Below are 24,469 nucleotides of genomic sequence, written 5' to 3'. Positions count from 1 at the left end.
GGCAGTCTATTCTACTCCTTTAGCGAGGGCTTGGGACTCAAGGGCAGTCATGACTATCGTATTGACTATATCGTCAACAGAGCAAGTTCTCTGAAGCACATTCGCCGCCTTTTTTATTCCCATGATAAAAGGTCCAAGAACTTCTCCCCCCCCGAGTTGCTGAACCAGCTTATAACTGATGTTACTGGCGTCAAGATTTGGGAAAATGAGAACATTCGCTCCCCCCTTGATATTGCTAAAGGGGAAGATTCTTTCCATGATATCTGGGTTGATCGCCGTATCTGCCTGCATTTCTCCGTCAACGATGAGATTCGGGCACTTTTCCCTCACAAGTTCGGCAGCTTTTCTCATTTTTTGTGGGCTTTCTTTGGTAGCTGTAAAATTGGTGAAGCTCAACATGGCTATTCGAGGCTCAATCTTAAAATATTTGGCGACTTGAGCGGCGTGAATTGCGATGCTTGCCAACTGCTCGGCAGTTGGATCGATATTGATTGTCGTGTCAGCGAAGAAGATCATACGGTCTTGCCATAAGACGAAGTTGAGTCCCGATATGGTGCGGCGTCGTCCGGTGCCGATAATTTCAAGAATGGGTCTCACACATTCTGAGTAGGGATGGGTAGCTCCAGAAACAAGGCCATCGACTTCACCGAGTGCGACCGCCATCGCTGAGAAATAGTAAGGATCGGAAACGAGCCTCTCAGCTTCGGCCTTCATCACTCCCTTTCTCAAGCGCAATTCGTAAAATCGGTTAACAAATTCATCAAATCGGGGGTGTTTGCTTGGTTGCCAAATCGTTAAACCCGTTAAATTGTCGAGTTCCATCTCCTTTATCTTTTTGAGGATGGTTTCCTCGTAGCCGAGCAGGATGGGACGAATCACCTTCTCATTTTTGAGCATATTGATTGCTTTGAGAATTTTAGTGCTCGCTCCCTCGGGAAAGATGATTGTTGGGACCGGAAGCTGGCGCTTTCTGGCATGCGTTTTGACCCGGTTCATGTGTGATCGAACAAAGCCACGCCGGAGGCTTTGCATGCTTTCAAGCCGAACTTTGTATTTTTTGAAATCCTCGATGGGCTTTCTTGCAACTCCAGATTCCATCGCCGCTTTTGCCACGGCGGGAGCCACAGTCGTCAAAACCCTGTTATCGAAAGGTTTAGGGATGATATATTCAGGTCCATAGTGAAAGGTCTTGTTTGAATAGGCGGCGGAGACGCTCTCCGGAACATCTTCGCGAGCGAGTTTGGCCAAAGCATGAACGGCGGCGATTTTCATTTCTTCATTGATGGTCGTGGCCTGGACATCAAGCGCACCTCTAAAAATGGAGGGAAACCCCAGGACATTATTAACCTGATTCGGAAAATCACTTCGGCCAGTTGCCACAATGACGTCTGGTCTGGCTTCAAGCGCAAGGCGGGGATCAATCTCAGGAATCGGATTTGCCATGGCGAAAACAATTGGATTTGGAGCCATGACCTTGAGCATATCGGGAGTGATGGCACCGGAAACGCTGAGGCCAATAAAACAATCAGCCCCATCCAGCGCCTCAGCAAGAGTCTTTCGTTCTGTGTTGACCGCGAATTCCTCTTTATAAGAGTTCATTCCTTCGGTGCGTCCCTTTCGGATGACACCTTTGGAGTCGCACATGATAATGTTCTCGCCTCCGACTCCCAAGCTTTTGAGCAATTTAGCGCAAGCGATCGAAGCGGCTCCCGCTCCATTAAAAACAATTCTCGTGGTTTCGAGCGCCCTCTTTGAAATATCACAGGCATTGATAAACGCAGCTGCTGTGATGATTGCTGTTCCGTGCTGATCATCATGGAAAACAGGAATTTGCAATTCTTTGCGGAGACGCTCCTCAATGACAAAGCACTCAGGTGCCGCAATGTCCTCGAGGTTGATGCCGCCAAAAGTTGGCTCCAGGTTTTTAACCGTGGCAATAAAAGACTCCGTGTCCTTGGAATTGAGCTCAATGTCAAAGACATCGATGTTGGCGAATTGCTTAAAGAGAATCCCTTTGCCTTCCATCACAGGCTTGCCGGCCAGAGGACCGATGTCTCCCAGTCCTAACACGGCCGTTCCGTTTGTGATCACTGCGACCAGATTGCCTCGAATCGTGTATTTATACACATCGTCGGGGTTAAGAGCGATCGCTTTGCATGGCGCCGCCACCCCAGGAGAATAGGCCAAAGAAAGGGCGTACTCGGTGTTCACTGGCTTGGTCGACACCACTTCAATTTTGCCAGGTGCTCCTGCTGAATGATACTCCAGGGCCTCTTTATCGAGATTCTTCATGCGAAATTATCTCCCCGCTATTTAGGCTAGAAAAGCTCCTTCAACCTTGTTCTCAAACCCTGGTAAAGCCAAATGGCCGCCCAACTGCGAGATGGGATTTTTACGGAACATCCCACCGGTATGGAATCTTGGCTCCCTCAGTTTTCCGAGGGCATTTAAAAATGAAAAAAATCCTCTTTCTACTAGCGTTTGACGCGTCACATTGGTCAAAGTTTTGCCCTCCCTAAGTTGACATCAATTGGGCATCCAGGGCACCTTTTGATCACGAGTGTTGCGAGTTTCATGTTGTGTGAATTTGCCAAGGGGAGACTTGTTTTTATGAGTATTCAAGAAAGTCTAAGAATTGTTCCCAAGAATTCTGTTGCGATTATTGAATGGGACTTAGCGGGAGAAAAGGTAAATAAACTTTCTACCCCCATCATGGCTCGTTTTAAAGAGTTAGTTGAAGAAATTCAGAATTCCTCTTTCAAAGCCGTCATTTTGATTTCAAAAAAACCGAATATTTTTATTGCTGGTGCCGATATCGATGAAATCAAGAAACTGTCCACGCGTGAAGCCTTCATGGAGAAATTGGGGCCGGCCCACAAGTTGTTCAATCAACTTGAGGATCTGAAGATCCCTGTTATAGCGGCAGTGCATGGCGCCTGTATGGGAGGAGGCTGTGAACTGATCATGGCCTGTGACTATCGAATTGCAACCGATGATAAATCAACTAAGATTGGACTCCCCGAAGTTCAGTTGGGGATTTTGCCCGGTTTTGGCGGATGTGTTCGCATGCCAAGAATTGTGGGACTTCAGGCCGCCTTAGATATCATTCTTGCTGGAAAGTCAGTGGATGCCGGAAAGGCCAGGAAAATTGGTCTTGTCGACGAAGTGGTGGCCCCATCTGAGCTTTTGCAGAGGGCAGAAGCTTTAGCTCAAGAAATTGTCGAGGGGAAAAAAGGAAAGCGCCTGAAAAGCTTTCGATCCTGCGGTTCCGTTGATTACCTGCTGAACGGTCCTCTTAAGTCGGTTGTATTTCGTCAAGCAAAAAAACTGTTGCTACAACAGACAAAGGGTTTTTATCCTGCTCCTTTGAAGGCCCTCGAAATTATCAAAAGAACTTACGGACTGGCGGACCGGGACAGGGCACTCAAAATTGAGGCGGAGGGTTTCTGTGATGTTGCGGTCACCAGCATTTCCAAAAATCTGATTGAACTTTATTACATGACCGAAGGGATCAAAAGCAGACGGGGGTTGCACAATCGATCAAGGGCAGCAAGGTAAAAAAAATGGCCGTCCTTGGAGCTGGGGTCATGGGCGGAGGAATAGCTCAAGTTGCTGCGGATAAAGACATTGAAGTTCATATGAAAGATGTGAATCACGATGCGATCTCTCGAGGATTTAAACAGGCCCGCGACATTTGGAAGAAGCGAATGGAGCGGAGGAGAATGGATAAATATGAATTCGAAAAGAAGATGGGATTTATCAGCGGCACCTTAGATTATTCAGGTTTCAAGAACATGGACGTTGTCGTCGAGGCAATCGTTGAGGATATGGGAATTAAGAAAAGAGTTTTGGCCGAAACTGCTCAGCACTGTCGGTCCGATGTGATTTTGGCAACCAACACCAGTTCATTGAGTGTCAGTGAGATGGGGGCTGATCTTCCTCATCCCGAAAACTTTGTCGGGATGCATTTTTTTAATCCTGTCGACAAGATGCCATTGGTGGAAGTCATACGCGGTCAAAAAACAAGTGATGAGGCCGTTGCAACTATTTTTGAGTTGTCTAAAACTTTGGGGAAGATGCCGGTTGTCGTAAAAGATGGTCCCGGTTTTCTCGTCAATAGACTTTTGCTGCCATGGATGAGCGAAGCTCTCTTTCTACTTGAAGATGGGATGTCCGTTGAGAAATTGGACCGCATTTTCACGCATGAGTTTGGAATGCCCATGTGGCCTTGTCGTTTGATGGACGAAGTGGGGCTCGACGTGGGAATGAAGGTATTAAAAATTTTTAAGCAGTCGTTTGGAGATCGTATCGAGGCCTCGAAGCTCGTTCAAAAAATTGAGGAATCAAAACGACTGGGACGTAAGGGTGGCTTAGGGTTTTATCGGTACGATGAAAGGGGAAAAGAAATCGAAGTAGATAAGTCGATCTATCAGGTGTTGGGATTGCCGCCTCCAACGGATAAACTGGAGAGCCAAGAAGTGATTGAACGTGGCCTGTTTGTCATGATCAACGAGGCTGCCCTTGCTCTGATAGAAGATCGAATCGTCGAGAAACCAGAGAATGTGGATTTGGCGATGATTATGGGCACGGGATTTCCTCCTTTCCGTGGAGGTCTTTTGCGCTATGCGGACTCTCTTGGTTCGTCCTATGTGGTCCAGGAATTAGAGCTTTATGCAACTCGCTATGGAAAGCGATTTGCACCAACCCAACCCTACCTCAACATCGCCAAAACAAATCGCACCTTTTACTAAAATAGATAATATATAAGTATTATCAATTAGTTAACATTATCTCTGTGCCGATTGGCCAGCTCAAAGAGGCGGTCTTTGGTGACAGGCCGCTGCGGCCAGACAGTGTGTAGAATTTGATCAGTTGTTGGACGAAAAAGGAGTTAGTCCCCTTTTCGTGACCCCATGCTCGGCTCAGCTCAAAATTATCAGAGAAAGAGAGCGATTTGGCCGGCACCGACCTTGCCTTTATAGAAGCTGTGTTAACCCGAGAACATGGGTTGATGGAGTGAAAAATGAGATTCTTTAAAAAAATTATTTTGGCTTTCATTGTGGCCGCTGTGGCATCTGGATGTGCAAAAAAGGACAAGCGTCAGCAAATTAGAGTGGGTCGTAATGCGCGAGGTCCGAGTGAGATTACGGATCGAGGAGCGACGGATCAAAATGGTCAGCCCATTAAATACAGTCCATCTTCTGGAACATCCTGGGGAGAGATGACTGGAAGTCCTGAAAATGCCTTTCAGGATGCGATCTATTATTTGGTTTCTGCTTCAATAGATCCAAAAGAGCTGGGGACAGTGAGCGGCCGGTCTGGACAGAGCACAGGAGTTCGATTTTGGGGTTATGTTGAGACGGAGGCTTCGTTTACAACAGGACCTTCCAACCAGCGCATTCGTCGAGATGTTTCTGAAATTAGAATTTCGATATGGGATAGTTTTGCGGGAAAAACAGATGCTTCAGGAAATCTCATACCTGAATATCCCATCCATATTCGCGGCTCTGCGGATGGATACGTCGAAGGGACGAGAGCTGTCATTACCTTTAGCGATTCCTACGGAAGTATTAAACTTGAGGGCACTATTGGCAAAGATAATTTTCAAGGAGTTGTGAAATTTGATAATGCACGCTACTGGGATGGCGCGACTCCTGGAGCTGAGGGTACCATCGGAAACTTTTCTGTGGCAACCTGTGGTTTTTTTAAATGTAATTGAGATTTGATGTAGAGATGTCCCTGTTCCTCCCCCAACCCCTGGCCCTCGGAGACGGATAGAAAATATCCAATTTCTCCGAGGGTTTTTTATTGCTTCAGTGGATATCCAATTATAGCGTGCACGGAATGAGCATTAATTTTCGTTTCGACCATAGTATGTTTCAAACGCTCGTAGGCGGAGTTCCTGCGCTTGAGATTCAAACCCTCAATATTTCCAATGTTGAAGAGGCCAGGCGATTCATATTGACTTACGGTTATGATATGAACAACGAAGTCCATCTAGATAATCTTTGGAAATACTATAGGAGGGCGCTCAATTATCTTCGCACCTATCTTTTGAGGGATGATGAACAAATCCCTGAAATGCTGAGTGATCCAAATCAACTGAAAGATCTATCTTATCTCCTTATTTATGCTTCCACCCGAAACATCCAACACAATTCGGTCCAGGGTTGGGCTTGCGCAATCTTGAGAGTCATGCATGTCCTGGTACACTTAGAGAATGATTTGTTTGCTCAATTCTCAAAGGAAATTCAGGAACAGATACTTTCTCCTCTTCAGAATTATGTCCATCGAGATCCAGTGAGCGGCGTATGGCTTGGCAGCTCAAGTGACTCTGACCGCATCCGCCTTGATAAGTTTGTTGTGAAATCATTCAAGAGCTTTGATTCTGCAGTTAATAAACTATTGGCAAAGCCAGGAGCGATTGCCTTTACGATATTGGACAAATTAGGAGCTCGTTTTGTCACGCGCCATTTGTTCGATGCGTTTCGAGTTTTGAGATTTTTGAGCGACAATAACTTGGTGAACTTTGCACATGGTATTTCTGAAGAGTCAAACAACACGCTCTATCCCCTCAATCTTTTTTTTGAGACAATGGAGACTTTGTCGAAGGGGAGCGATTCCTCTTTGGAGGAAATAGACAGAAGACTTGCCGCCAAGCTGGAAGAGCCAGGCCGTCACGCTGAATATAGAAAAAAATTAAACATGTTCTCGAGTGGGAACTATCGCTTCTTGAAGTTTATTACCCGTCGACTCATACGCATCGAAATTTCTGAAGGCGGAAAGCCTAGGCAGTTGAGTTTCTTTTATCCCTACGAAATTCAAATCCTCGATTACGGCACTTATCTGCAAAATTTAAGTGGACCTTCTGCTCACGATCAGTATAAGTTGCGCCAAAAAGAGTTTGCTCGACGTCGAGTTTTAGGCTTTCTTGAAAAGTCGAAAAACGCGTGAGAGTTTTGTCTGGCAGGGTTGACCTGTTGATTCAAGCTTGGAGTTGCATTTGGAAGACAGTTTGAGCGAACCTATTCCCTTAGTCTTGCTCAGTTACGTGCGATCCTTATTCGGGACGATTTTTGCGTTTCTATGGACTTTCGGATATGGTTGTGTGGCGATTATTGTGCTCATGATTTTTTCCAGTCAGAGTTTGCGAGATTTTTTCTATCGAACCTGGGGAGCTGTTTGCGTATTCCTTTTTGGAGTGGAAGTGGAGTTGCGAGGGGGATCTTTCTTTCCATTGCCGGGACAGCCTGGCTCTGTTTGTCTGTTCAATCACACCAGTAATTTTGATATTCCTGTTGTGAATTCAGTTCTGCGAGGCTCTGTTCGTTGGGGGGCCAAAATTGAACTTTTTAAGATTCCAGTTTTTGGTTCTATTTTGCGTAGCATGGGAGTTTTGCCTATCACGCGATCCAATCGCGAAGAAGTCTTCAAAGTCTACTCTGAGTCGATTCCTCGAATCAAAAATGGAGAGTGTTTCTTTTTGGCTCCGGAGGGAACCAGAAAAGATGGGAGTCGCATTTTTCCTTTTAAGTCGGGTCCGTTTATTTTTGCCATTGAGGCGCAGTGCCTCGTTGTCCCAGTCTTGATCTATGGGGCCTGGCGTATTCAGCCAAAGGGTCAAATTTTGCCGGCCTGCGGAAGGTGGAGAAATAGATTGGTTGTCGAAGTGCTCCCTCCCATTTCTACAAAGGGGCTAAAGATTGGGGATCGAGCTCAGCTTCAGGATCAGGCTTTCCGATCGATGACAGAGGCTTTTGAAAAGCTGCGAGCGGAATTGGGTTAGCATGAGAATGGGGGCAGTTGTGAGAATCCTTGTTCGGTTTATACTTGGGATGATTTTTTTTGGCTTTGTATCTTTGGCTTCTGCCGAGAATTTAGGGATGCTTGATCTCGATGAATTGACTCTGCGACCTGAATTTCTTTTAAAGGAAGGTCAGTTTGCACAATTTTCCATGGAGAACAGTCTTGTAGGACTCAGATGGAGACTGGATTCAAACATTGGGGCTCATATTAATTTTGGATCTCTTTCTTTGCTCAATATTCCAGCTCATTTTGAAACTTCACAGAGCGAAGAATTTGGATTGATTGAGGCCTACGGCGAGTACTCTGGAGTCTATGGGAGAATTCGCGCTGGCCTTTTGCCTCTGGGGTATGGGGTGGAAGGATCTCGAAGGGAGGGAGATTTAGAATGGCCGCGGACTCTTCTTTTCCGAAATCGAGTCGTTGGGTTAAGGGATTACGGGTTTTGGTATTCAACGGAAAATCGGGGATTTTACACGAGATTGGCGGTGCACAATGGCGAAGGGCAGGTCAATAGGGACGCCCGAGTTTGGGTGACGGCCAGTTGGGGATGGATAGATGTTAAGAGATTTAATTTGGGAGTGAGTGGCAGCACAGGCACAACAAAGCCAGAGGCAACATCGGCAAGCGGGGATTCATTGGCTGGCGTTGACCCCGCTCTTCGGGCCAAATGGCGAATGGGAACAGTTTACTTACAGGCCCTCAGAGGAAACTGGAACTATTTGATTGAGGGGAGTTGGGGAAGTGTTGAGCAAGAAATGAAGAGAGGGAATGGATTTGTGAGCGCTCATGTCGATGTGGGATATGATTTTAGCTCGCAGGGGGGCTTGTTGTTTCGGGGAGACTACTTTGATCCTAATGATAGGCTTGCCGGGCAAACTCAGCGGGAAGTGTCTTTGGCTTGGGTTTGGAAAAGTTCAGAGAGAAATTCGAGGTTCTACATTATGGGAACGAAAGTCGTTGAGGACACTCATAACCAAGTCAATAATGATATGGTTCGCCTTGTTTGGCACTTGAATGCTCAGTCTTTCAGTCAAATTTCTCCTTAAATGCATTGCGCAACATAATGATTTCCCATCTTTTAAAGAAATTCGTTTTTTTGACCCTGTTCGGCTCTCGGGATATAAGAAGAGTTTAATTAGTGATTCTGGAACAGGGAGGCATTTGTGTCATTTAAAATGGTTGGAATTGTTGGAGCTGGTCAAATGGGAAATGGCATCGCCCAGGTAGTGGCTATGCACCATGTGCCAGTCGTGATGGTCGACTTGACGCAGTCCTCTCTTGATAAGGGAATTCAGGCGATCACAGGAAGCTGTGATCGCCTGATCAAGAAGGAGAAGATGACAGAGTCTGAAAAACACAAGGTGTTGAGTCATATCAAAACGAGTGTTCAAATGGGAGATTTGAAGGCCTGTGATTTTGTCATTGAGGCCGCCACAGAAGATGTTCAGATTAAGACGAAAATCTTTAAACAGTTAGATGATATTTGTGGTCCTCAGACCTGTTTGGCGACAAACACGTCCTCTATTTCAATCACGAAAATAGCTTCGGCGACGAAGCGGCCTGAAAAAGTGGCGGGCATGCATTTTATGAATCCTGTTCCGCTGATGGTGTTAGTGGAGGGAATCAGAGGTTTGCAAACCTCAGATGAGACGTTTTCTAAGATCGGGGCCTTTGCGGAATTTCTCGGAAAGACTTGGCTCGAAGCCAAAGATATGCCGGGATTTGCGGTGAATCGGATTCTTATGCCTATGATCAATGAGGCAGTTTATGTTTTGCTCGAGGGAATTGCCTCGGTTGAAGATATAGATAACGGGATGAAGCTCGGAACGAACCAGCCCATGGGGCCTTTGACTCTGGCAGATTTTATTGGCCTTGATACCTGTTTGGCTATCATGAGAGTGTTGCATGAAGGTCTCGGGGACTCTAAATATCGTCCCTGTCCGCTGTTGGTGAAATATGTGGAGGCCGGTTGGTTGGGGCGTAAATCGGGTCGGGGTTTTTATCACTACAATTCTCACCAGTGAGCGCTAGCAATGCCCCGGCCAAGGAGTTCTTCTCTTTTTAACATATTCGCGAGGTAATAAAATGGTATTTCAATCGCTCAAATTTTCAACTCAAGGGGCCGTGGGGGTCCTTCATATTTATCGACCTCAGGCCATGAATGCGCTCAATCGCCAGGTCATTGATGAATTGGAAAAATTTCTGGATCATCTACCTAAAGAAATACGATGTCTGATCATCACCGGTGAGGGCGAGAAGGCCTTCGTTGCGGGCGCCGATATCAAGGAGATGGAACAGCTGACCGGTGAGGAAGCCCTAAAAATGGCCCAACATGGGCAGGCGATAATGAATAAAATTGAAACTTTGAAAGTGCCGACAATCGCCGCGGTGAACGGGTTTGCCTTGGGTGGTGGTTTTGAGTTGGCTCTGGCCTGTGATTTCATCATTGCCAGTGAAAAGGCGCGGTTTGGACTCCCCGAAGTCACGCTAGGTCTGATTCCTGGCTATGGCGGCACTCAACGCTTGGCTCGGTCCATAGGAAAGAGTCGGGCTCGAATGATAACGCTGACCGGAGACATTTACAGCGCACAGGAAGCCTTTGAATGGGGCATCGTATCCAGGGTCATAGAAGCAGGCAAATTGCTCTCAGAGACGATGAAAATTGCTGAAAAAATTGCGAGTCGAGCTCCTGGCGCTCTCGCACTAGCAAAACGCGCGATTCATGAGGGTTATGACCTGAGCCAGTACGAGGGGCTTAAAATCGAAGCCGAACTTTTTGGTGAGGCTTTTAAATTGAAGGATCACAGTGAGGGGATTAGGGCCTTTATTGAAAAACGACCAGCCCGGTTTACGGGAGAATAATGTGAAAGCTTCTCCAATCAAAAAACCCGTGCGCTTCATCACTGCGGCTTCCCTCTTTGATGGTCATGATGCCAGTATCAATATCATCAGAAGAATTTTGCAAGATCAGGGGGCCGAGGTTATTCACCTGGGTCATAATCGTTCGGTGCGTGATGTTGTGGTCGCGGCTTTGCAGGAGGGAGTTCAAGGCATTGCGATAAGCTCCTATCAGGGTGGTCACATGGAGTATTTCAAATACATGAGGGACCTTCTGCAGGAGTGGGGTGCTCCCTACGTGAAGATCTATGGGGGCGGTGGTGGTGTCATCGTTCATGAAGAGAAAGCAGAATTAGAAAAATATGGAATCAAACAGATTTTTCATCCTGACGACGGACGTCGACTTGGCCTTGAGGGTATGGCAAAGGTGATGATGGAGGGGACTGATTTTTCTTTGTCATCGGTAGCGGTATCGTCGTTGGCGATGGAATCGGCAAAAAATAAAATCGAGAAAGCTGACCCGATTCCTCATTGGGAATTGGGCCTTGCACTATCGGTTCTAGAAGAAAGCTTGTCGGGAGCACCTAAAGACAGGTCAATTGACTTATCTTCGTTGGAAAAATTCAAAAGAGGAAAATCGGGATCAACTCCTCCAGTTCTCGGCATTACGGGAACGGGGGGAGCTGGAAAGTCGAGTTTAATTGATGAACTCGTGCAGCGGTTCTTAAACTGCCACCCCGGGATTAAGATTGGGATTATCTGCGTAGATCCAACCAAGCAAAAAACGGGCGGAGCATTGTTGGGCGATAGAATTCGAATGAATTCTTTGAGTCGGCCCGGGACTTTTATGCGTTCAGTTGCCTCACGTGGATCGGGCAATGAAATTGCAAGATCACTTCCCGTGTTTTTGGATTTTCTAAAAAAATATGATTTTGATTTGTTGATCGCGGAGAGTTCTGGGATAGGTCAGGCGTCGACGGCGATCACACAAGTTGCGGACGCAAGTCTGTATGTCATGACAGCGGAGTTTGGTGCTCCAAGCCAGCTTGAAAAAATAGACATGATTGACTACGCCGATCTTATCGCGATCAACAAGGCTGATCATCGTGGCTCACAGGACGCACTTCGTGATGTTGAGAGGCAGTTTCGACGTTCGCGAAAAAAATTCGATCAGGAAGGAGAGCTTCCTATCTATCTGACTCAAGCCTCTAATTTTAACGATGAAGGAGTGAATGCTCTGTTCTTCGGGATCCATGAAGTTTTGAAAAGTAAAAACACTGAGGGGAAAATTTGGTCTTTATCTAAAGACACTCAGGTGCAGCTTCGAGGAGTTCAAAAGCAGACGATCGTTCCATCCGACCGTCAAAATTATCTGGCCGAAATAGTATCTAAGATACGCGGTTACAAAAAAAGAACAAAGGAGGTTTCGGATAAGGCGAGTCAATTGGGCTCTCTCTTTCGCCTCAAAGAGTTTTTTTCAAATGACAAATTTGAAGCTTGTCGTCAAAATTTCGAGAGCGGATTTTCTTCAGACGAATTGGAACTTCTTAAAAGTTGGGATCACTTGGAGAAAATGTATTCCGAGACTGATCTTATTTACACGGTTCGTGATCACCAGTCAAGGCAGCCGCTCATTCGCAAAAGTTTGAGTGGACTGGCAATTCCTCGAGTTATTTTTCCCGAGATCACAGATTGGGGAGATAGATTTAAATTTTTGCGTGAGGAGCATCTCCCGGGGTATTTTCCTTACACGGCGGGAGTTTTTCCTTTAAAAAGGGAGGGAGAAGATCCGATTCGACAATTTGCCGGAGAGGGCTCGCCCCATCGAACCAATCGGCGTTTTCATTTTCTGAGCAAGGATTCAGAGGTCAAGCGTTTGTCGACGGCTTTTGACAGCGTGACCTTGTATGGCCAGGATCCTGATCTTCGTCCGGATATATTTGGGAAAGTTGGAGAAAGCGGGGTCAGTGTCGCTTCTCTTGAGGATATGAAAAAGCTGTATGCAGGTTTTGATCTGTGTGATCCCAAAACAAGTGTGAGCATGACAATAAACGGGCCTGCTCCTATGATTTTAGCCTTCTTTTTTAATACGGCGATTGATCAGCAAGTCGAAAAACGTGAGAAAGAGTTACAGAGAAAGCTGACCAAGGAGGAGCATCAACGCATAACTGATGCAACTCTTCGTACAGTCAGGGGAACGGTTCAAGCGGATATTTTAAAAGAAGATCAAGGGCAAAATACCTGTATCTTTTCGATCGATTTCGCGTTGAAGATGATGGGGGATATTCAACAATTTTTTGTTGATAAGGATGTCCGAAATTTTTATTCGGTGAGTATTTCTGGTTATCATATTGCTGAAGCTGGAGCGAACCCCATTACTCAGTTGGCTTTTACCTTGAGCAATGCTTTCACTTATGTTGAATATTATCTTTCGAGAGGGATGAAAATTGACGATTTCGCTTCGAGTCTGTCCTTTTTCTTTTCCAATGGGCTGGACGCAGAATATACGGTCATCGGTCGTGTCGCGAGAAGAATTTGGTCAGTGGCGATGCGTGATGTTTATCAGGGAAATGAACGATCTCAAAAGTTGAAATATCACATCCAGACGAGCGGGCGCTCTCTTCACGCTCAAGAAATAGATTTTAACGACATTCGGACAACACTTCAGGCCCTTTTGGCTATTAGTGATAATTGCAATTCGCTTCACACAAATGCTTATGATGAGGCCATCACGACGCCGACGGAGGAGTCGGTCAGGAGGGCTCAGGCGATCCAGATGATCATTAACTATGAATATGGCCTCTCTAAGAACGAGAATCCGAATCAGGGAAGCTATTTTATCAAATGGTTAACAGATGAGGTGGAGGAGGCTGTGTTGGCCGAATTTTTGAGAATAAATGAGCGTGGGGGCGTATTGGGTGCAATGGAAACTCAATACCAGCGGTCAAAGATTCAGGAGGAATCGCTCCACTATGAGCATCTCAAACATTCGGGGCAGTTGCCGATTATTGGTGTCAATACCTTTGTTGATTCCAAAACCTTAGCTGAGGGATATTCTCCTGCTCCTATTAAAATGGCCCGTGCGACTCGAGAGGAAAAACTCTCGCAACTGAGTGAAGTGGAGTCTTTCAAAAATGAAAATCGCAGTCGGGTGGATGTGGCGTTAAAAGAGTTGAGGGAAACAGCTTTGTATGGTGGAAATATCTTTGTGGCACTGATGTCCGCTGCGAGATGTTGCAGTTTGTATCAAATGAGCCAAGCATTATTTGAAGTGGGTGGACAGTACCGGCGCAATATTTGAAGTTAAGAGAGTCAAAACAGGGAAGTCGTCAAGTTGAGTTTAAGTTTGGGAGCTATCATAACCAAGGCAGGTTATAGTGGTAGGAATTTGATCATCACGCCCGTCGTTTCAGAAGTATTTATATTTTTACTGTCCTTCCTTTTGTTTTCGCTCCTGATTGATGACATTTCGCTGCAAAGTCGGAGTTGTTCTTGATTTGAGTGGGGAAGATTGGAGTTTGGAATACATCGGTTCGGCTCTTGGAAATAGGGCTTTTTGGCAGAATCCGGTGACGGTTCAGTGGGAAGACTCAGCTCTGGAAGTGAGATGCAAAGATGGATCAGATGAGCACCCTCCGCTTTTAAGTAGGATTGGAAATGTCAATTTTAGTTACCTTGATAATTATTTCTTGAGTCCATTAAGAGTGAATGTGTTCCCTCACTGTTGGGGGCAAGTAAAAGGAATTAAGTTTGAAATTGATGGTTTGTTAATTCAAGTTGGAGCAGATCGCAAATGGATGGAGAGGGATTTCCAAACGATTCAGTTTTAAGATACAAACATAAAAAGGCATTTTTTCCGACAACTCAGACCAAAGTCTAACAGAAAATAGTGGATTTGATGTATTTGGTTTTGAATAATTCTAATATGAGTGAAATTCATTGTGAGAGAAGTGCTCTCATTCGGGAGAAATATCAATGCCGGGATTCATTCCATTTTCCATAAGGTCAATGTTCGTATTTGCCATATGGGGGATGACCCCATTGTCTGCTCATTCCTTTGAACTGTCTGAATCCCCTGAATCAATGAACAGGTCTACTGGATCAGAGGTGCAAGGCACTCAATCATTGGCGCAAACGGAATCAAGAGGAGGGAGGGTGAAGATTCGAAAGCGCCCTCGCCGGATGGTTGCAAATCGAAAGGGCGAGGACTTGGTGACCTCGGGTTCAGAAACCAAAGCTCCCGCGAATGGAGTTAAGCTTGGAGGCGGATTGGTCTTTGGAGCAGATGGTGCCTCTCCTTTATTACTTGGAGCGGACTACTTCTCTCCTCTCCAAATTGTTCGAAACTTGGGATTTGTTGCGGGAGCTAGTTTTTGGACCTATTCGGTCCTCGGTGTTTCGGTGAATTTCATTACCTTTGAAGGAGGAGTGGACTATCATTTTCCAATTTCTCATTCGGGAAATCTCGTAGGAGGCGCGAGACTTACCTATGTCAATGCTTCTGGTGATTCTTCTTCGTCCTCAAAATTTGGTCTGACAGTTTTGGGTGGTTATGAGCACTCCCTTGGAGAGAGTGCAGTAGGCGGAGAGTTTCGCATGCCCATGATTGCTGACTTTGACGTCACATACCTGTTTGGTTACTATAAAATATACTTTTGAAGCTGAGGCCATCAACTGCTGAGTTCCATTTTCGCAATTGTCTGAAGCTGCATATTGCTCGTGCCCTCGTAAATCTGTCCGATCTTAGCATCGCGCCAGAATTTTTCTACGGGGTATTCCTTGGTAAACCCGTTGCCACCGAAGAGATCAATAGCCAAAGATGTGATTTTTTCTGCCGACCGCGAGGCAAAGAGTTTCGCCATGGCGGCTTCCTTAACAAAATCCTGTTTTGCATCTTTGAGCCGAGCCGCATTGTAAACCATAAGCCGAGCGGCCTCGAGCAAAACACGCATTTCTGACAATTGAAATTGAACGGCTTGATTGCTCGCGAGGGATTTCCCAAACTGCTCCCGTGTCTTTACATAGCCAAGAGTGGCTTAATAGGCGCCTTGGGCAATGCCGATCATTTGAGCGCCGATTCCAATGCGACCCTCGTTCAGAGTTTCAATGGCGATCTTATAGCCTTTACCAAATTCGCCAATAATGTTGGCTTTTGGCACCTCACAATTTTCAAATATGAGCTCGCAAGTGGAAGAGGCGCGGATGCCCAATTTATCTTCCTTTTTTCCAACTCTAAATCCGGGGAAGTCTCTTTCAACGATAAATCCTGTAATGCCCTTGTATCCAAGACTTGGATTGGCATTTGCAAAAACCAAAAACAGAGAAGCCTCCTTGGCGCTCGTGATCCAAAGTTTGTGACCATTGAGGACGTACTTGTCGCCTTTTTCTTCAGCTCGAAGTTTCAGAGCAAAGGCATCAGAACCACTCGAACTTTCACTGAGAGCATAGGCGCCCACCCAATCACGAGCCAAAAGAGGCAGGTATTTTTCCCTCTGCGCTTCGTTTGCCCACTTCAAAAATGCATTTGTGACGAGTGTGTTTTGAACATCAACCATCACACTGCAGGAGCCATCGATTCGCCCAAGTTCTTCGACAGCAATGCAAGCCAGAGTGAAGCTGCCACCCGCGCCACCGTATTTTTCTGGGGACTCAATTCCCATGAGACCCATTTCAAAAAACTTCTTGATAAGATCCGAATCGATCTGCGTCTTTTCTTCCATGCTGCCGACCAGGGGTTTGATTTCACTTTCAGCAAAGGAGCGAATGGCTTCTCGAAAGGCAATTTCATCTTCTGAATATTGAGTTAAAGCGGCATGAGCGGTAGACATAAGACCTCTCTTATTTTTTGAAATCTTTAGAATTCTTAAGGGATTGTGACGCTAATCGCAATGAAAAAATGAACTCCTTCTTGAGTGAGGACGCACTCCGGTATAAATCTTAGCTCTATGGGAAAAATCATTCGTGTTTTGATGGCAAAGCCTGGACTAGATGGTCACGATCGAGGAGCGAAGGTTGTGGCACGCGGACTTCGAGATGCGGGTTTTGAGGTTATCTACACAGGACTTCGTCAGACTCCAGAAATGGTTGTTCAGGCCGCTATTCAGGAGGATGTCGACGTGGTTGGTCTCTCGATTCTTTCGGGAGCTCATTTGTCCATTGTAAGCGCAATTCAGGGCTTGCTTAAAAAAGAACAAGTTCATAAGCCCATTTTCGTGGGCGGCATAATTCCCGAAGACGACACTCGTCAGTTGCTTGCGAGCGGAGTCATCGGTGTCTTTGGGCCGGGTACTTCTATTCAAGAGATCGTAACGAAAATCCAATCCTGCGTTAAAGATGAGCGGTAAAATCCTGTTGGCGCATTTTTTCTAAGACTTTTTTGCTTTTCAACAGGTCATAAGTTGCAGGACTCACGTAGACCCTTGGAATGAAGTTTCGGTATTGGCTGAGAATACTCATCAAAGAGTTGGGGACGTCGACAAGGAGCCTTGGTTCATCATGGCGAGTCAGCAGTTTGGCGGCATCTCGAGACCGAAGACTATCCTTTGATGTCTTGTATTTCTTTTTGAGAGTGTCCGGGTTTTGAGTGAACATCACGTCACGATTGGGTATATCGCAAATAATCCAGGCGTCAGGAGAAAGGCTCCGAACTTCACTTTTGAGCCAATCCATAGCAATTTGAGTTTGTTTGACCAAGTCCTTTCGGTGCTCGTCACTTTGAACAAGAGTTGGCACGATGGGAGCTATCTTGATCTGGGCAGGTGGAATTCGTCGTGCCAAGAGTTCGCTCAACTCACGAATCATGGGATGCATGATTCTTCCGGCTAAATATTCATGGAGCTTTGCCATAAAATAGGAGTCATTGAAGGTGAAGAATTCATTTGGATTGTAAATGACTTGGTCCATGAGGTGTTCAAAGGAATAGGCCAAACCGTTTTCAAGAAAATACTCAAAAATTTTAGCCGCGATCAAATCAAACTTGTAGCCTGTCCCATCGTTGATGATTTGGGAATACCAGAGATATCGCGAGATCAAAAAGGAGTCGACCACGTTCATGGCATCTTCTTTGACACAAAGAATTTCATTTCCATTTTCTTTATGAACAGTGAGCGAGCGAATGAGAAAATCCATATCAAAGATCCCGATTTTTACCCCTGTGTGCAGGGCGTCGCGGGTCAGGTAATCCATCCGATCCGCATCGACATCGGAATGCATGAGTTGGTTGGCGATCAGGCGAGTGCTATTGCCAGCGATGATTTTGGAAAGTTCAAGGGGATCTATCCCTTCTTCTTTGAGGATTTGGGTCAAACCACCTGAAAAATCAGTATTTTGTATGATTCGACTTCCTAGGTTTTCGTGGTTGGCCGCATACTTTGGCTTGTTCACTTTTTGTTGGTGGCGCCAGTGAGCAATGTAGGCGATTTCTGTCGTGTGAGAAAACGGGAAAGTGCCAATATCATGCAGCATGGCCGCGAGACGCATCATTCGATGGAATGTGGTCTTTTCGTCGTGGGCATTTGGGTCGAACAGCAAATTTTCGGGCACGGCAAGATCAATGCTTCGAAGAATCCTATCCATGACGTGGAGAACTCCGAGGGCATGGGCATGACGGGTGTGAGTGGCGCCGGGAAAGATATAGAAACTGAAGCCCAGTTGGCGAATCCATCGGAGTCTTTGATAGTAGGTCGATTCGAGAACTCGCGATTCGACTCGATTCAGGGTGATGTATCCATGGATATTGTCAAAAATTACTTTCTTATCGAGTTCCGGCATAACTCTATCTTAGCGAATTTAAGCCCGGATCGATTCTATTTGATGGCATTTCCAGACTTAGGTCGCTTGATTTCTTTTCTAGAGTTGAAAAGAGGTGCCCACGAGGAAAGAAAAAATTTGGACACTCTTGGGAATTTCTTTGATTTCCTGGCCCACGAATTGAGTGCTTTCTCCTTTTCCTCCAGAATAGTATCCCCCCAGTGTCACGGTAGACCGACCAGTCGTAAAAAAAGCCACATTTGTCGAAAATCCCCACATGTCCAAATGATCACCTTGCCGAAGGCCGACTTCGTCGATCTCCGGATGTGAAGAAAAATTGGTGTAGAGGCCCACGCGCAGAGCGGCCCAAGATTGAACAAAATATTCTCCACCGAGAGCCAGGTTCCAGACCTCTTTGTGTCGAATTCGATCGCCTCCAGACGGATCATCCAAGTCTATATAGGACTCTCGTCCATGTAGGTTTACGTCTGTAGAGAAAGCCCACTTGCCAGGCTGTGTGTAGCCGAGGCCGATGTTCAGACGTAAGGGGATTCGGGTTTCAGCAGAAATAGATTTGTGATTCATTGGTGGAGAGATTCCTCCGGAGGTGTCAATGCTGGAACGATAAAAGGAACCTTGTCCATTTACCGAAAGAGAGGGAAGACGAAGACTTGTGCCGAAAGTCCAATTGGTATTGAGCTGACGGTAATATCCCAAAATATAGACAAGAGAATTTTGAGAAAGTATTTTTTCTTCATTCGTGAGGAAGACAGTTCCGGCCTGACTGAGTTGGTCGGTGAGGGAGCGAGAAAAAGTTCGGGAAGTGTAATACATAGTCAAACCAATTGCATCTTCCTCAGAGAGATTGAGCGCCAGCGATCCTCCCACCCAAAGAGATTGATCCTTAAGGTTCATGTAGGACGTGACATCTGAGTTGGCTTTGATTTCGCCCGTATAGGAATCGTAGTCGGGAAATAGAATACTTAAGCCAACGGCAAAATTTCCAAAGGAGTAGACAGTGCCGCTAGAAGCGGGGATTGGAACAATGGATCCGCGATTGACTCGCATGGCCGCGGATTCGAGGGAGTCCAAATCGCCAAATTGGGCGTCAGTTTTGTTGTAAGCGTTGACGGCGGCACTGAAGGTGGTCCCATCCATGCGTGCTAAGGAAGCCGGATTGTAAAATGCGCATCCCGAAGGATCACCTGTGAAGGCAGTGTAGGCGCCTCCCAAGCCAGCCGCCCTTTCGCCAATCAAGATGGAATTGTAGTTGCCGTAATCAGCCAGCGCTCCGCAAGATAAAAAAATCAGTTGAAAAGCGCAAAGGTATTTCGTCATGACCCTTCCCGTAGTATAAGCTCAAAGCATGAATCATTTCAATATCGTTGAAGTTGGCGCAAAAGTCGCAATTTTCTTTGTCCCATTTCTGTTCGCTTTGTGCTTTCATGAGTTTGCCCATGGTTGGGTGGCTCGACGGAAGGGGGATCGGACGGCGGAGTTGATGGGTCGACTGACGCTCAACCCCTTTGCCCATCTGGATTGGTTCGGAACGGTGATTTTGCCAATCATGGCGATTGCCTTTCAGTGGCCTCTGTTTGGGTGGGCCAAACCTGTTCCAGTAAATGAAAGGAATTTGAAGAATCCTAAAAAAGACATGTTCTGGATTGCTCTTGCAGGCCCTCTTTCAAATCTTATTTTAGCAGTGATTGGGGCCTTTGTATTGGGATTGGCGCACCCGTTTTTGAGCCCTTCCCTTGGGGAGTCTGTGGCGAGCCTCATGGTTGGTTTTATTTGGATCAATCTTTTGCTGGCAGTGTTTAACTTGGTTCCCGTTCATCCTCTCGATGGAGGAAAGGTGCTTGCTCGCTTTCTTCCAGATGAGGTCAATAGAAAATTGGAGGAGCACCAACACATGCTGAACATGATTTTGATTGGTGCCTTTATGATGGGTGGATTTCGTTTTCTTGCCTACCCAGTGGCTTTTTTTCGAGATTATCTCATTGAGTTTGCCGATGGTCTCGCTAAGATGATCGTATAAAGTAAGATGTTTGATTGCCAATTCCAGGATCTCTTGATTCAATTGATGCTGGTTTGTGTCATTAATTAGAATTTTGAAGTGAGGAATTTGCTTTGAGTCTTGTTATTCATCTCGAGAGATTCGAAGGTCCATTGGCTCTTCTTCTCCATCTTATCCGTCGGGAAGAGATGGATATTTTTGATATTAATATTCATCAGATAACCTCCCAGTATCTTGAGTTTATTAAGGCAATGAAGAATCTTGATTTGGAAAACGCTGGTGAGTTTGTGGCAATGGCCGCAACCTTAATTCAAATCAAGTCAAAGCTACTTCTACCTCAGTACAATGAGTCGGGAGAAGTTGATCAAGATGAGGATCCTCGCAAGGAGCTCGTTTCAAAGCTCTTCGAATACCAAAAGTATCAAGATGCAGCTCACAGGCTCAATGAGCGCCCTCTGGTGGGACGTGATTTATTTTTAAGAGGTGAGAGACTTGATCTGGGATCTCCAGACGTGGGTGAAATTCTTGTTGAGGAAAACGCATTGTTTGCGCTGATCTCCTCTTACCGGTCCACTGTTCGAAATATGAAAAAGGGTGTTCATTTTGTGGCAGAGGCCCTGCTGTCTATTTCCGAGAGGATTTTGCAAATCAAGGACGTCTTAATTATTGGCAAGATTGTCGGTTTTTTTGATTTAATTGACGCTCAGGAGAAAAAAAGAAGCAATCAAATTTTAGTGACCTTTATTTCGCTGCTAGAGTTGGCAAAAATGGGATTTATTTCTTTGTTTCAGGCTGATGATCAGGCAGAAATTCGGATTCAGGCTAAGAATGCCGTCGACCGCGATGTGATTGCACGAGTGGAAGATTACGATAATGCTCATTCGGCGGAGGTTGCAGAACAGCTTCTTGTAGAGGCTCAACAGGGGATTTCAATTGATCCTGAAGAAGGTGCGGACAAGCTCATGGCAGATCGTCCTTCCTCTGAGTCGCCAGAGGCCGAGATTTCAGTGGAGGATGGAGCCACAGACGAAGAGATTCTTGAGGAAGAGAAGAAGCTCATTGAAGAGGATTTTCAAAAAGATCAAATGAGATAAGGTGGATGATCATGAATAAGGATGGCGAAAATAAGGACGGCGCAAAGGACGAGAACAAAGAAAGTGCTCACTCGGAATTAGACAGTTGGGCTGAGTTTGAAAGAAATCCGTCTCTGAGTCTAGAGGACTCGCTTCTGGATGAAGAGGTTGTCATCCTTGCTGATAGCGAGGAGCAGGACGATTCTGACTTGTCCCCTGAAGATGAAGCTTCCCAATTTTCAGCAGAGGGCACGGAGCTGGAAGGATTTGAGTCGGCAGCGGTAGAGGATGCCGAGTTTATTGAGGATGATCGGATCATTTCAATTGTTGAGAGTCTATTGTTCTCCACCGAAAAGCCAATATCAATGGCTCAGATGAGACAAGTCTTTAAAGGGACGACTGTAACCTCAAAGCAAATTCGTTGGGCCATCGACCAATTGGCTGTAGAATTTGCCGGTGTGAGGCGTGGGGTAACAATTGAAGAAATCAACAGTGGCTTTCAAGTTCGAACGAAAATTGATAATCTTCCCTACTTGCGGCGCATGGTGAAAACGCGTCCGTTCAAACTCTCAGGTCCAGCGCTTGAAGTGATGGCGATAGTTGCCTACAAACAACCGGTGACAAAAGGGGGGATTGACGAAATCAGGGGTGTTGAATCCGGGCACCTCCTGCGTGGTTTAATGGAAAAGTCTTTGGTTAATTTCGCTGGAAAAAGTGAATTGCCTGGCAAACCGATGCTTTATGCGACGACGCGTAAGTTTTTGGAAACCTTTGGGTTGAGAAATATTCGTGAGTTGCCATCGCTTAGCGAAATTGATGAGTTGATTCCAGAGGGCATCGGCGAGATGTCTGAGTTTGATCAGAAAAATGAGCGACTTGAGGATATCACGGGTGATTTGTCGCGAGAGGCAGGATTCTCCTATTCCGAAGGTGAAGAAGAGTTATTGAAAATATCTTCAGAGTTGGAAGTTATCACGACCTCATCAAATTTCTTTGAAGAAGAGAAATTGAGGGCCAAAGAAAAGCGCGACAGAGAAAGGGCTCAGGATATTCGCGATGCCATTACACTTGGTGATGTTGTTGAAGCCAAAGACAGAAAGTGGCTCGAGCGCTATGAGAAGTCCCTGGAAGAGGCCAAAGCAGCTTCTGAGATTGTGAGTCCGGCGGCCGCCGATGTTAGTTCTGCAAAATCACAGGAGGAGGACACTTCATCGATTGAGCTTGAGATCGAAACAGCCTTTGATACCTTTTTTGATACTGGAAAGCAGCCAGACGAAAAGGAATCGTGGGAGAGTCTTCCAGTGAAGACCGCTGACAAAAAACCTTCGTCCAAAATCGGAAACGTCTCCTTCGATAATTTTGAGAAGGATTTGGAGGTCTTTAAAGACTCGCAATAGCTTCGGCGACCTTGATGCCATCGCAAGCAGCACTGGTTATTCCGCCTGCGTATCCAGCGCCTTCTCCTGTTGGGTAAAGGCCCGCGTGGCTAATGGATTGAAGAGATTGTGGGTCCCGGGTGATTCTCAATGGGCAAGATGTTCGTGATTCAATGCCATGAAATTGGGCCTCAGGGCTGACAAATCCCTTCATTGCTTTTTCAAAGGATTCGAGACCCCAGGCGAGGGATTCACAAATATTCGACGGGAGAAGTTCATCGAGACGCACGGGAATAACTCCGCTGGGTGAGGAAGATGGAATTGCGGGGCCTCTCTTTTGATTGAGGAAATCTGTCACCCTTTGCACGGGAAGAGCTCGTCCTCCGCCTTCATTTTGGACGGCGAGAAAGGCCGCCTGTTCCAGTGAGCGACGCCACTTCATCCCTCCCATTAGATCTCCCGCAAAACTCTTTTTAAAATCAACTGTGACCACAATGGCCGAATTGGCAAAGGCGGAGTTTCGTCGGTAGTTGCTCATCCCATTGACGACAATGCCGTCAGCTTCGGTGCCGCTGGAGAGAGCGTATCCGCCGGGACACATGCAAAAGCTATAAACTCCTGTGTTCTCCTCCTCGCGATGAGCCGCAAGTTTGTAGTTCGCCGCTCCCAATTTGGGATGTCCTGCAAATTCGCGAAATTGAATTTGATCAATCCATTTTTGAGGGTGTTCAATTCTCAAGCCGACGGCGAAGGACTTGCCCTCCATTGACACTCCCAAATCGAGAAGGTGATCGAAAACATCCCCTGCGCTGTGACCTGTCGCCAGGATGACTTGTTGGCCTCGAAAGCTTTGGCCATGCTCAGTCTTTACCCCCGTGATCATTTTGTTTTCGGTGAGTAGCTCGGTGATTCGAGTATCAAAAAAAATCTCGCATCCCAATTTGAGTAGGTGCTGTCGGAGCTGAGGAATGACCCGCCTGATGCGATCTGATCCAACGTGGGGATTGGCCAAATAGAGGATCTCAGATGGAGCTCCAAATTCGACGAGCTTTTGCATAACGTAGGGAATATGGGGGCTTTTGATTCGAGTGATGAGTTTGCCATCGGAATACAAACCGGCCCCGCCCTCTCCGTAGCAGACGTTGTTTCGATGGTCGAGCTCACCGTAGCGCCAGAAGTGATTGATCGCCTTGAGGCGTTTCACGCAATCAGAGCCTCGTTCAAAGATTCGGCAAGGGATTCCTCTTTCGAGTAATCGCAAGGCTGCAAATAAGCCGGCAGGACCCGAACCAATGATAATCACGGGGTCGCCCTTAAAAGAGACTTTTTCGAGCTTTATCGTGGAGTCTGGGGGCGATTCATTTTCTTCGAATACTTCCACCGAATAAATGAGATGAGGAGAATGGCGCCTTCGAGCATCGACTGATTGGCGCATAATATGGTAACTGCTATAATGAGGGACAAGCCAGGAGAGTTTTTCCTCCAAATCTTCGTCTATTCCTAATTTGATATTGTGAAAAATTCGACTCATGTTTTTCCGTAGCACACATCCTACATGAAACCCAGGCTTTTTGGAGATCGAGGCCCCGCTATTCCTCTTTCCTCTTTTC

The 24,469-nt window shown here is 46.2% G+C and carries 17 protein-coding genes and 2 pseudogenes; 14 read left to right on the top strand and 5 right to left on the bottom strand.

Annotation, left to right across the window (positions count from 1 at the left end):
• Positions 1-6: 6 nt before the first annotated feature.
• On the bottom strand, positions 7-2,292 hold the full coding sequence (locus tag IPJ71_03565; protein ID MBK7842762.1) for an NADP-dependent malic enzyme: 2,286 nt from the start codon (positions 2,290-2,292) through the stop codon (positions 7-9).
• A gap of 318 nt (positions 2,293-2,610) precedes the next feature.
• Here IPJ71_03565 and IPJ71_03560 point away from each other — a divergent pair.
• The 10 genes and pseudogenes from IPJ71_03560 to IPJ71_03515 all read left to right on the top strand — a co-directional run bounded on the left by IPJ71_03560 (position 2,611) and on the right by IPJ71_03515 (position 15,303).
• Positions 2,611-4,751, top strand: a pseudogene (locus IPJ71_03560) (enoyl-CoA hydratase/isomerase family protein).
• Between the two features lie 272 nt (positions 4,752-5,023).
• Entirely contained in the window at positions 5,024-5,719 is a 696-nt protein-coding gene (locus tag IPJ71_03555) for a hypothetical protein (protein ID MBK7842761.1), read from the top strand.
• Positions 5,720-5,844: 125 nt separating this feature from the next.
• A complete protein-coding gene (locus IPJ71_03550) occupies positions 5,845-6,954 on the top strand; it encodes a TIGR04552 family protein (protein MBK7842760.1) in 1,110 nt (369 codons plus the stop codon).
• Between the two features lie 61 nt (positions 6,955-7,015).
• Positions 7,016-7,786, top strand: coding sequence for a 1-acyl-sn-glycerol-3-phosphate acyltransferase (locus IPJ71_03545; GenBank protein MBK7842759.1), 771 nt, complete (start codon positions 7,016-7,018; stop codon positions 7,784-7,786).
• 19 nt (positions 7,787-7,805) lie between these two features.
• On the top strand, positions 7,806-8,852 hold the full coding sequence (locus IPJ71_03540; GenBank protein ID MBK7842758.1) for a hypothetical protein: 1,047 nt from the start codon (positions 7,806-7,808) through the stop codon (positions 8,850-8,852).
• 117 nt (positions 8,853-8,969) lie between these two features.
• The gene (locus IPJ71_03535; protein ID MBK7842757.1) at positions 8,970-9,830 is read left to right on the top strand and encodes a 3-hydroxybutyryl-CoA dehydrogenase; all 861 of its coding nucleotides are present in this window, start codon (positions 8,970-8,972) and stop codon (positions 9,828-9,830) included.
• Between the two features lie 61 nt (positions 9,831-9,891).
• On the top strand, positions 9,892-10,668 hold the full coding sequence (locus IPJ71_03530) for an enoyl-CoA hydratase/isomerase family protein (protein ID MBK7842756.1): 777 nt from the start codon (positions 9,892-9,894) through the stop codon (positions 10,666-10,668).
• A 1-nt stretch (position 10,669) separates the two neighbouring features.
• Entirely contained in the window at positions 10,670-13,945 is a 3,276-nt protein-coding gene (locus IPJ71_03525; GenBank protein MBK7842755.1) for a methylmalonyl-CoA mutase family protein, read from the top strand.
• A 160-nt stretch (positions 13,946-14,105) separates the two neighbouring features.
• The gene (locus IPJ71_03520; GenBank protein ID MBK7842754.1) at positions 14,106-14,474 is read left to right on the top strand and encodes a hypothetical protein; all 369 of its coding nucleotides are present in this window, start codon (positions 14,106-14,108) and stop codon (positions 14,472-14,474) included.
• Positions 14,475-14,799: 325 nt separating this feature from the next.
• Positions 14,800-15,303 carry a hypothetical protein gene (locus IPJ71_03515; protein MBK7842753.1) on the top strand — a complete coding sequence of 168 codons (504 nt, stop codon included), beginning with the start codon at positions 14,800-14,802 and terminating at the stop codon, positions 15,301-15,303.
• A gap of 11 nt (positions 15,304-15,314) precedes the next feature.
• On the opposite strand, the pseudogene IPJ71_03510 reads toward IPJ71_03515, so the two are convergent.
• Positions 15,315-16,472, bottom strand: a pseudogene (locus IPJ71_03510) (acyl-CoA dehydrogenase family protein).
• A gap of 117 nt (positions 16,473-16,589) precedes the next feature.
• On the opposite strand from IPJ71_03510, the gene IPJ71_03505 reads away from it, so the two are divergent.
• Positions 16,590-16,988, top strand: a complete 399-nt coding sequence (locus IPJ71_03505) for a cobalamin B12-binding domain-containing protein (GenBank protein MBK7842752.1) — start codon at positions 16,590-16,592, stop codon at positions 16,986-16,988.
• Here the strand turns inward: IPJ71_03505 and IPJ71_03500 are convergent.
• Positions 16,972-18,414, bottom strand: coding sequence for an HD domain-containing protein (locus tag IPJ71_03500; protein MBK7842751.1), 1,443 nt, complete (start codon positions 18,412-18,414; stop codon positions 16,972-16,974). The genes IPJ71_03505 and IPJ71_03500 overlap by 17 nt on opposite strands.
• 78 nt (positions 18,415-18,492) lie before the next feature.
• Complete coding sequence (locus IPJ71_03495) at positions 18,493-19,731, bottom strand: hypothetical protein (protein MBK7842750.1); 1,239 nt, start codon at positions 19,729-19,731, stop codon at positions 18,493-18,495.
• A gap of 28 nt (positions 19,732-19,759) precedes the next feature.
• On the opposite strand from IPJ71_03495, the gene IPJ71_03490 reads away from it, so the two are divergent.
• From IPJ71_03490 to scpB, 3 genes are all read left to right on the top strand, one after another.
• Positions 19,760-20,431: a site-2 protease family protein gene (locus tag IPJ71_03490; protein ID MBK7842749.1), complete on the top strand. Its 672-nt coding sequence runs from the start codon at positions 19,760-19,762 to the stop codon at positions 20,429-20,431.
• A gap of 92 nt (positions 20,432-20,523) precedes the next feature.
• Positions 20,524-21,504 carry a segregation/condensation protein A gene (locus IPJ71_03485; GenBank protein ID MBK7842748.1) on the top strand — a complete coding sequence of 327 codons (981 nt, stop codon included), beginning with the start codon at positions 20,524-20,526 and terminating at the stop codon, positions 21,502-21,504.
• Between the two features lie 11 nt (positions 21,505-21,515).
• Positions 21,516-22,880, top strand: coding sequence for an SMC-Scp complex subunit ScpB (gene scpB / locus IPJ71_03480; protein ID MBK7842747.1), 1,365 nt, complete (start codon positions 21,516-21,518; stop codon positions 22,878-22,880).
• On the opposite strand, the gene IPJ71_03475 is transcribed toward scpB, so the two are convergent.
• Positions 22,864-24,390 carry an FAD-dependent monooxygenase gene (locus IPJ71_03475; protein ID MBK7842746.1) on the bottom strand — a complete coding sequence of 509 codons (1,527 nt, stop codon included), beginning with the start codon at positions 24,388-24,390 and terminating at the stop codon, positions 22,864-22,866. The two genes, scpB and IPJ71_03475, sit on opposite strands and share 17 nt — an antisense overlap.
• Between the last annotated feature and the right edge of the window lie 79 nt (positions 24,391-24,469).

The organism is Bdellovibrionales bacterium (assembly GCA_016714165.1).
Lineage (GTDB): Bacteria > Bdellovibrionota > Bdellovibrionia > Bdellovibrionales > UBA1609 > JADJVA01.
Note: the sequence above shows the minus strand (reverse complement) of the source record. Positions and strands in the feature narration are given on the sequence as shown.